The 7,555-nt window shown below is 68.9% G+C and carries 10 protein-coding genes; 3 read left to right on the forward strand and 7 right to left on the reverse strand.

Going from position 1 to position 7,555, the window contains the following annotated elements; translation table 11 throughout:
* Nucleotides 1-18: 18 nt before the first annotated feature.
* Both ACRDSQ_RS12285 and ACRDSQ_RS12290 read right to left on the reverse strand, forming a co-directional pair.
* Nucleotides 19-372: a hypothetical protein gene (locus ACRDSQ_RS12285; RefSeq protein WP_431421064.1), complete on the reverse strand. Its 354-nt coding sequence runs from the start codon at nt 370-372 to the stop codon at nt 19-21.
* Nucleotides 373-379: 7 nt separating this feature from the next.
* Complete coding sequence (locus ACRDSQ_RS12290; RefSeq protein ID WP_431421065.1) at nt 380-745, reverse strand: hypothetical protein; 366 nt, start codon at nt 743-745, stop codon at nt 380-382.
* A 200-nt stretch (nt 746-945) separates the two neighbouring features.
* Here ACRDSQ_RS12290 and ACRDSQ_RS12295 point away from each other — a divergent pair, with 200 nt between their 5' ends.
* The 3 genes from ACRDSQ_RS12295 to ACRDSQ_RS12305 all read left to right on the forward strand — a co-directional run bounded on the left by ACRDSQ_RS12295 (nt 946) and on the right by ACRDSQ_RS12305 (nt 3,628).
* Nucleotides 946-2,256, forward strand: coding sequence for a helix-turn-helix domain-containing protein (locus ACRDSQ_RS12295; protein ID WP_431421066.1), 1,311 nt, complete (start codon nt 946-948; stop codon nt 2,254-2,256).
* 29 nt (nt 2,257-2,285) lie between these two features.
* A complete protein-coding gene (locus ACRDSQ_RS12300) occupies nt 2,286-3,179 on the forward strand; it encodes an aminoglycoside phosphotransferase family protein (RefSeq protein WP_431421068.1) in 894 nt (297 codons plus the stop codon).
* A gap of 140 nt (nt 3,180-3,319) precedes the next feature.
* Nucleotides 3,320-3,628, forward strand: coding sequence for a hypothetical protein (locus tag ACRDSQ_RS12305; protein WP_431421070.1), 309 nt, complete (start codon nt 3,320-3,322; stop codon nt 3,626-3,628).
* A gap of 145 nt (nt 3,629-3,773) precedes the next feature.
* Here ACRDSQ_RS12305 and ACRDSQ_RS12310 read toward each other — a convergent pair whose 3' ends face one another.
* The 5 genes from ACRDSQ_RS12310 to ACRDSQ_RS12330 all read right to left on the reverse strand — a co-directional run bounded on the left by ACRDSQ_RS12310 (nt 3,774) and on the right by ACRDSQ_RS12330 (nt 7,330).
* Complete coding sequence (locus ACRDSQ_RS12310; protein WP_431421071.1) at nt 3,774-4,793, reverse strand: copper resistance D family protein; 1,020 nt, start codon at nt 4,791-4,793, stop codon at nt 3,774-3,776.
* Entirely contained in the window at nt 4,790-5,344 is a 555-nt protein-coding gene (locus ACRDSQ_RS12315; RefSeq protein WP_431421072.1) for a copper resistance CopC family protein, read from the reverse strand. Before ACRDSQ_RS12315 ends, ACRDSQ_RS12310 begins: the two co-directional genes overlap by 4 nt.
* 5 nt (nt 5,345-5,349) lie before the next feature.
* A complete protein-coding gene (locus tag ACRDSQ_RS12320; protein WP_431421073.1) occupies nt 5,350-6,099 on the reverse strand; it encodes a YcnI family copper-binding membrane protein in 750 nt (249 codons plus the stop codon).
* Between the two features lie 58 nt (nt 6,100-6,157).
* Complete coding sequence (locus ACRDSQ_RS12325) at nt 6,158-6,649, reverse strand: hypothetical protein (protein WP_431421074.1); 492 nt, start codon at nt 6,647-6,649, stop codon at nt 6,158-6,160.
* Nucleotides 6,650-6,883: 234 nt separating this feature from the next.
* Complete coding sequence (locus ACRDSQ_RS12330) at nt 6,884-7,330, reverse strand: DUF6474 family protein (RefSeq protein WP_431421075.1); 447 nt, start codon at nt 7,328-7,330, stop codon at nt 6,884-6,886.
* Nucleotides 7,331-7,555: the final 225 nt, after the last annotated feature.

The following is a 7,555-nucleotide window of genomic DNA, read 5'->3' on the forward strand; positions in this document are numbered from 1 at the left end:
GCGCTGGGCCGTGGCCTACTAGCGAACGCCCGCGGGAAGTTTCCGCGGCGGGCGCAGCGAGGCCGGGTCGAGCGCGTGGCGAGCGGCGGGCTGCGGGGCGAGGCCACCCGCGACCAAGTGCTCGTACGCCGCGCGCCACACCGAGCACGGGGCCTTCTGCTGGCGCCAGCGAGTCGAGCAGACCGGGCAGTTGCCCCGGTCGTCGGGCTCGTGGGCCCTGAGCATCGAACGCCAGCCCTCCGTCAGCCGCGGCAGCTCAGACCGCGCGACGGACAGCAGAGACGGAGCATCGGCCCGCGTGGCCAGTTCGGAGAGCATGTCCAGTCGCTCCCAGACGGCACTGCGCAGGACCTGGCCGAGTATCTCGTCCACCTCAACGTCACCGTGACCTTTCCGCCTGCTCGGCGGCTTCTTTGAGTGCGGTGCGCAACTGGCCGAGCTGGCCCGATGTCAACACCGCGGTCTCTCCGGGCGGCCCGACGAGGACCACCTTGTTCTTCTCCACGAGAACGGTGATGGACCGATCCCGGTTGATCACATCGCCGCAGCTGATCCGCCAGACTCGCCGGCCTGCGACAGATCCGTGAAGAACATCGGCTCGGGGGTGCCCAGCAGCGCGCCCGCCGGGCAGACTCTGTCCCGGATGCGGTGCCGTCCTGAGCAAGTCCACGCTGCCGTGTCCCTCCGTGGTCGTACGCTTACAACGAACAACACTGAGGCGTCTCAATCGAAAACGGAGCGTCATAGCGCCGATCGGCGGCCGTCCCACGTTAAGCGGTCACCGGAGTTCGGTCGGACCGATCAGGTTCACCGATCAGCACTTCTCGCGGCTCGTGAAGTGCGCTTACTCTGCGTTGGACGCCCAGCGAACTGTGAGGGGGCGGAATGAACTCGATCGGATCTTCGGGATCTCCCATTACTCCGGACAGTTGGGAGGAACCCGAGATGCGAACCGTGCTTGCCGCGCGGGAGGTCAGTTCCGTGTATCGGTTGCTTCGTCGCACTGGTGTCTCACAGCGCCAGATCGCCGCGATGACCGGTCAATCGCAGTCCGAAGTGTCGGAGATCCTCAAAGGCCGTCAGGTCATGGCCTACGACGTGCTCGCACGGATCGCCGACGGGTTGGGTGTCCCAAGGGGATACATGGGGCTCGCTTATGACGAGGTCACGGCGATACGTGTCGCTGTCACCCGCGAGCCCTCACAGCCTGAGGAGAGCGAAGAGGTGAAGCGTCGGGAGTTCCTGGCACACGCGGCCGCCGTCACGGTGGGCGCGAACGTGCTGGGCACCAACTCCGGGTCGTGGGTCGCCAACCCCGTCCAGACCCCCGCACCCGGCCGGATCGGGATGACCGATGTGCGCCAGGTGGAAGCCGCCACCAGGGCGCTTCGGTCACTTGACTACCAATATGGCGGGGGCTTCTGCCGCGACGCAGTCGTGGCGCAGCTGTCCTGGGGACAGCAGATGCTTGGCGCTTCCGGTCCGGAACACGTGAAAACGCGACTTCAGGTCGCACTGGCCGACTTGTACAACCTTGCGGGCTGGACGTCCTTCGACATCGGACTGACAGATTCCGCCCGAACCCACTTCGGCAAGGCGCTGGAGCTGGCCAAGGCGGGCGGCAGCGAGCCGCTCGTAGCCAACATCCTTTACCGGATGGGCCGGGTCTACCTGCACAAGGAGTCCCCCAACGACGCGCTGAAGATGTTCCAGCTCGGTCAGATCGCGGCCCAGGAGTCGGGTTCCGAGCTCGCCGTCGCGGTGATCTGCGCCAACCAGGCGTGGGCCTACGCGCTGATGGGCAAGAAGGAACAGACGATGCAGCTCATCGGCCGGACCCGCGACGAGTTCGCGCGGGCCAAGCTCGACGACGCTGAGGACTGGGTCAAGTTCTTCAACGAGACCGACGTCTACGCGATGATCGGCACCGTCCACACGGTGCTCGCGCAGACCGTCGATCCCATGCACACGAAGTACGCGATCCCTGCCCTGTCCAGGGCGATCGACGGCTACGGCGATGAGATGACCAGGTCCAAGGCGTTCAACCTGGGCGCCCTGGCGACGAACCACCTGCTGGAAGGCGATATCGACCACGGTGCGAAGGTCGGTCGCGGCGCGGTGGACCTTGCGGAGAGCCTCAAGTCCAGCCGCGTCAAGGACCGGCTGAAGCCGTTGCTCCAGGAGGCGAGCAAGCGTCGGAACAACCCCGACGCCCGAGACCTCGCCGACCAAATCACCAATCTCAGCGTGGCCTGACGCGACTCGGTGGTCGCGGACACAATCTGATGGTCACCGGCGGGCTGTTCACCAAGGAGAACCTGCGGGTCGCCTTGGCCGCTGTCTGCGCCGAGATCGGTTTCGACGACCGCGGCGCCCGGCTGCTGCGGTTTACCAACAACGCCGTGTTCGAGCTGGCCACCGCCCCCGTGGTGGTCCGGATCGTCGGGTCTGTGGCGTTGCGGCACCGGGTCGACAAGGTCGTGCGGGTCGCCACCTGGTTCGCCGAGCACGACGTGCCCGCGGTGCGGTTGCTGCCGGGGCTGTGCCAGCCCGTCCTCGTCGGCGAGTACACGGCGACGGTCTGGCACGCGGTTCCGCCCGACGCCTACCTCCCTCGGCCCGCGGACTTGGCGCGACTGTTGCGCCGGGTCCACAGCCTGAGCCCGCCCGCTGTCCTGCCGACGTGGAACCCGCTCGACGACGTCCGGCGCCGACTCGGCGAAGCCGACGGGCTCGACCCCGACGAGCTGGCGTTCCTGTGGGAACGCTGTGACCTGGTCGAATCCCGACTGGCGGCGCTCGACTTCGCCCTGCCCACCGGGTTTGTCCACGGCGACGCGCATCTGGGCAACCTCATCCCGAGCCCGGCCGGGCCGGTGCTGTGCGACTTCGATTCGAGCTGCGTCGGTCCGCCCGAGTGGGACCTGACGCCGCTCGCCGTCGGGGTCCGCCGCTTCGGCGAGGACGCCGCCACCTACGCCGAACTCGCCGACGCATACGGCTTCGACGTCACCCGATGGGTGGGATATCCGGTTCTCTGCGAAGTGCGGGAACTGAAGCTGATCACCAGCGTTTTGCCGATCATGAAAAGCAGCCCGGAAGTACGCCCTGAGCTGCTCAGACGACTCCGCGATTTTCGCTCCGGCGAAACCTCGACGCCGTGGTCGCGCTACACCTGACCCGCGAATTACCCCCGGATGGCCGCTCAAGTCCGTAACGGTGGGCGCTCGGTAAACGAATGCACGGTCAACGGCGCAACGGATGCTCTCGTCCGGGTCGTCGGTCAACTCTCGGTGTTCGTCGGGGCAGGGCGGTACGGGTGATCAGATCGCTGCGTGGGGCGGTGCGGCTGGGCAGGGGCGCCCGGCGCGCACTCGCCACCGCGCGGGCGCTCGATGACGTCGTGTCCGACCAGCTCCCGGTGGTGGCGGCGCTGCCGGAGGACCTTCGGGTCCGGGCCGCCGACTATCTCGCCGAGCTGGTGATGCTGGCGCAGGCATACCGCCACTATGCCCAGGGCTGGATCACCCGCGACGAGTTGGAGCTGCGGGGCCGGGCGACGACGGATCGCCTGGCCGAAATGCGACGGTCGCGGCCCGCCACGGCGCATCTCACCGAGCAGGACTGACCGCTCGCCGTTGCCCTGTTCGGGTGGCGGACCTCGCCGAAGAGGTTGTCAGAGTAGAGCGGCTGTCCGCCGAACGGGCGTCCACGTCGATGAGCGCGAGTTATCCACAGGCAGTTGTGGACAACGATCCACAGGTGTGGACAACTCAGCTGACCGGGGCCCGGGTCAGAATCACCGCGAAGCCGAACGCGAGTCCCATGACGGCCAACTCCACCGCCACCCAGCTCACCATGGCCGTGCGCTTGTGTGCGATCACCGCGGGCATCAGCCGCCACCGCACATGCGCGCCGAGTGCGGCGAGCGCCGCGAGGCAGACGATCTTGAGGATCACCAGGACGCCGTAGCTGGTCGTGAACAGGCCCGACCACAGCGAGTGCGTGGGGCTCACCAGCAACTCGATCAGCGCGTTGAACAGTCCGGTCGCGGTGACCACCACAAGGCAGATCGTCGCCAGCTTCGAGAACCGGGGAAGCGCGTGGCCCAGGAGCGTGCGGTTGCCCGCGAGCAGGGCGACCACCGCGCCCAGCCCGCCGGTCCACGCGGCCGCGCTCATCACGTGCAGCTCCATGGAGATCATCGTGAAGTCGTGCCAGCGCCAGTTCGTCGCGTGGCCGGTGACCGGCAGCGGAAGCAGCGCGAACAGGGCCACCGCGGCCCGCAACTCGGCGGGCATGTTCTCGCCCACCCGCACCGCGACCAGCGACAACACGAACGTCAGCAGCGCGAAGACCGCGACGAACATCAGCGCCTTGCCCGCGCCGACGGTCCCGATGTACTCGCCGACCGCGCCGAGCGACACGTCTTGGTCGGGCCGCAGCTCCGCGGTCTGCAGGACGACGGCGACCAGGGCCGTCGTCAGCCAGACCAGTGAACTCGCCATCGCCACGCGTCGGGCGACGGACAACACGGGCTCGGACAGCACGGGTCGTTCGAAGCCGACGAGCAGCGGCAGCAGACAGAGGCCGACCGTCACGACGGCGGCCATGTCGAGCAGCACACGTACGACTGGCAGCCCGACCCGGACCACCGCGTCCGGCGTGGGCAGCCCCGGGATCGGTTCGGTCGCGATGATCGCCAGGCCGATGAGCACGCCGATCAGCGATGACGCGACCAGAACCGTCACCAGGTGATACCGGTGCCGGGCGGTGGTCCGGGTCTCGGTCACTGCCGCGCACCTCCGCCGACGCGCATCGCGAAGAAGACGCCCGCGCCGAGCAGCACGACCGCGCCCGCGATCCACAGCCACACCGGCACGCCGCCGCCGTCTTGCGTCTCGCCCGCCTTGGCGGCGTCCGTGCTCTGCGTGGCCTCGACCGGCGCGGGCGTGCCCTTGCCCGCCTTGGTCAGGCTGAACTTGAGCTCGCCGGACACGGGGTGGCCGTCGGCGGACAGGATTCGGTAGCCGATCCGGTAGTCGCCGGCCGGTCCGAGTTCCCGGACCTGCGCGGTGACCACGTTGCCGCGCACCAAGGCCTCACCCGACTGCCACTGGTCGGTTCCGTTGGGACCGACGACGACGACCGAGTTGAGGCCTTTGCCCGCCTGGACGGGCTGGTCGAAGGTCAGCTCGATGGTCGACGGACCCGCGTCCAGCGACGCCTTGTCGGCGGGGCTGCTGCTCACCAGCTGGTTGTGGGCGAACGCGGCCGGGGCGAGCCCGACCAGGGCGAATGACGCGACGGCGAACGCCGTGAACAGCCTGCTGATGGTGCGCATGGCGCCTACTCTCCCGCCTTCGCGACGGTGCGACGCGCGCGGATGGTCGCGCCCGCGCCGAGCCCGAGGCCCAGGGCGCCGACGGCGAGACCGGCGCCGCCGAGCCAGCGGGCGGTGTCGTCGGTGCCCGAGGCCTTGGCTTCACCCGCGTGGTCGTCAGCCTTGGTCTCGTTCGCCACCGGCTCCGCGTGGTCGCCACCGGCGGCCTTCTTGGCCAGTTTCACCACGGGCGCGGGCTTCTCCGGCTCGGTGCCCGCGGCGGGCGGCTGGTCCCAGGCCACGACCTTGCCGCTGTCGTAGGTCTGGATCGTAGGGATGATCAGGGTGTCGGTGTTCTCGGGCAGCTTGCCCGCCGACACCTCGAACTCGCCGAACTCGCCCGGCCCGATCCGGGTGCCCGGCGCCGCGGTCCAGGTCACCGAGCTGACCGCCTCGGTGATCTGGGTGCCGTGCGAGTCGATGGGCTTGTCGAGCTTGGTCTTGGTGATCACGGCGGTCCAGCCCGCGATGGGCTTGGTCCGCACGGAGGTCAGCGGGTACTCGGCGGGGAGCTTGATCTCGAGCTTGGTGGTGCCCGAAGCGTTGTCCTCGTTCGGGACCCGGAACGTGATCTTGGTGTAGCCGCCTTGGGTGGCGGTCTCCCCGATGACCTTGGCGGTGACGTGCGCGGACGCCACCCCGGTGCCGAGCAGGGCGGCGGAGCCCGCGACGGCGAGCAGGACGCCGGCGCGCGCGAAGAAGCGATGAGTCGACATTGAGTTCTCCTGAGATGACAAAGGGCGGGCCTGAGGGGCCCGGCTGTGAGGGTTGGGTTCAGGAGAACCGAGGGGGTCCGCGTCGGGGGCAGACCTGGCGGAACACGACTTCGAGCAGGTGGCCGACCGTGGTGACCTGGACTTTGTGGACAACCAGGGCGGGCGGCCGCGGAGTCCACACCAGCGCGTGCACCAGCCCGGTGATCGCCGCGGCGACCACGTCGAGCGCGGCGTCAGCGCGGGTGAGCAGCGCTGCGGTTATGCCGATGGCGATGACGTGGGTGGCCAGCATCGACGGGGTCAGCGCCACGTCGTCGTGGCCGTGGGAGACGTAGGCGAGCAGCACGTGCAGGGTGAGCTGGCTGATCCCGAGCAGCGCGACCATCGTCCCCAGGGACCGGGCCCGGCTCGCGACGGCGGTCCCGGCCCAGGCGATGAGCGCGGCGATGACGACGGTGACCGCTGTCTCGGGGACACCGCCGCCCGCCATGCCGTGCGCGGCGATGGTGAGCGCGGTCGAAGTGGTCGCCAGCAGAGCGCCCCGCGCCACGCGGAACGCCCTCGGACGAGTCACTCGACGGGGGGCCACAGCAACAAAGGGTACTTGTCCGCCTCCCCGGAATTTTTAGGTTCGGGTCACCGGTGGCGAGAACGTGCGGGAAGTGGGCAACCGTGGTCGGCTTTCGTCACGGCGCCCCTTGGCTGCGGTCGGTTGGTGGTCGAGCAAAACCGGGTCCGCCGCAGGCTCTAACCGGCCTTGCCGAGGGCGGTTTGTAGGCGGTCCTCAGATGCCTAGGGCGGTGAGGAGGCGCTCCTCGATGCGGTCGAGTTCGGTGGCGACGGCTCGGTGGGCGGCCTTGCGGCGCGGCGTCGGCATCCGCTCGGCGGCGCGCACCGCGGCGGCCAGCTGGTGCAGCGTGCTCTCCGCGGAGTCGGCGAAGGCGAGCTCATCGGACGTCGCGTTTTCCTTCGTCCGCAGCTCGTTGAGCCCGGTGGCGGCACCCGCGATGCGCGCGTGCAGCACACCGCCGCGGCCCGAGTACTGGCCCAGGTCGTCGACGGAGACACCGAGCTTGCGGGCGCGCCTGCGGTCCCAGCGGTCCCTGACCGCCGCCGCTCCCTGGACCACGTAGGGCGTGACCACCGGGAGCACCACCGGACCAAGCACCTTCGCCACGGCGATCGCGTTCTTCGCCCGGGCGGGCGTGAACCCGTCCTTCTTGCGCGTCATGCCCACAGCTTGCCGCACGCCCTGATCGGCCGCCCGGCCGCCGTTAGTGCCACCCGATTGGGTTAGCCCAAACGGGCTACGGGTGTGACGGACAGAACATTTCGGCGTGACCGAACTGAAGATGTTTCGTTTGTACTGACAAGAAAGAGCTCTCTCGTTCACTCATTGGAGCTAAAGATGGCGATCCGATCCACCCTGCGCCGGAGTGCCGCCTTGGCCTCGGGC

The organism is Actinokineospora sp. (genome assembly GCF_050699995.1).
GTDB lineage: Bacteria > Actinomycetota > Actinomycetes > Mycobacteriales > Pseudonocardiaceae > Actinokineospora.

Excerpts from the sequence above, each read along its gene's own strand:
- ACRDSQ_RS12290 (WP_431421065.1), bottom strand. The coding sequence starts at position 745 with ATGACGCTCCGTTTTCGATTGAGACGCCTCAGTGTTGTTCGTTGTAAG.
- ACRDSQ_RS12295 (WP_431421066.1), top strand. The coding sequence starts at position 946 with ATGCGAACCGTGCTTGCCGCGCGGGAGGTCAGTTCCGTGTATCGGTTG.
- ACRDSQ_RS12300 (WP_431421068.1), top strand. The coding sequence starts at position 2,286 with ATGGTCACCGGCGGGCTGTTCACCAAGGAGAACCTGCGGGTCGCCTTG.
- ACRDSQ_RS12315 (WP_431421072.1), bottom strand. The coding sequence starts at position 5,344 with ATGCGCACCATCAGCAGGCTGTTCACGGCGTTCGCCGTCGCGTCATTC.
- ACRDSQ_RS12320 (WP_431421073.1), bottom strand. The coding sequence starts at position 6,099 with ATGTCGACTCATCGCTTCTTCGCGCGCGCCGGCGTCCTGCTCGCCGTC.
- ACRDSQ_RS12330 (WP_431421075.1), bottom strand. The coding sequence starts at position 7,330 with ATGACGCGCAAGAAGGACGGGTTCACGCCCGCCCGGGCGAAGAACGCG.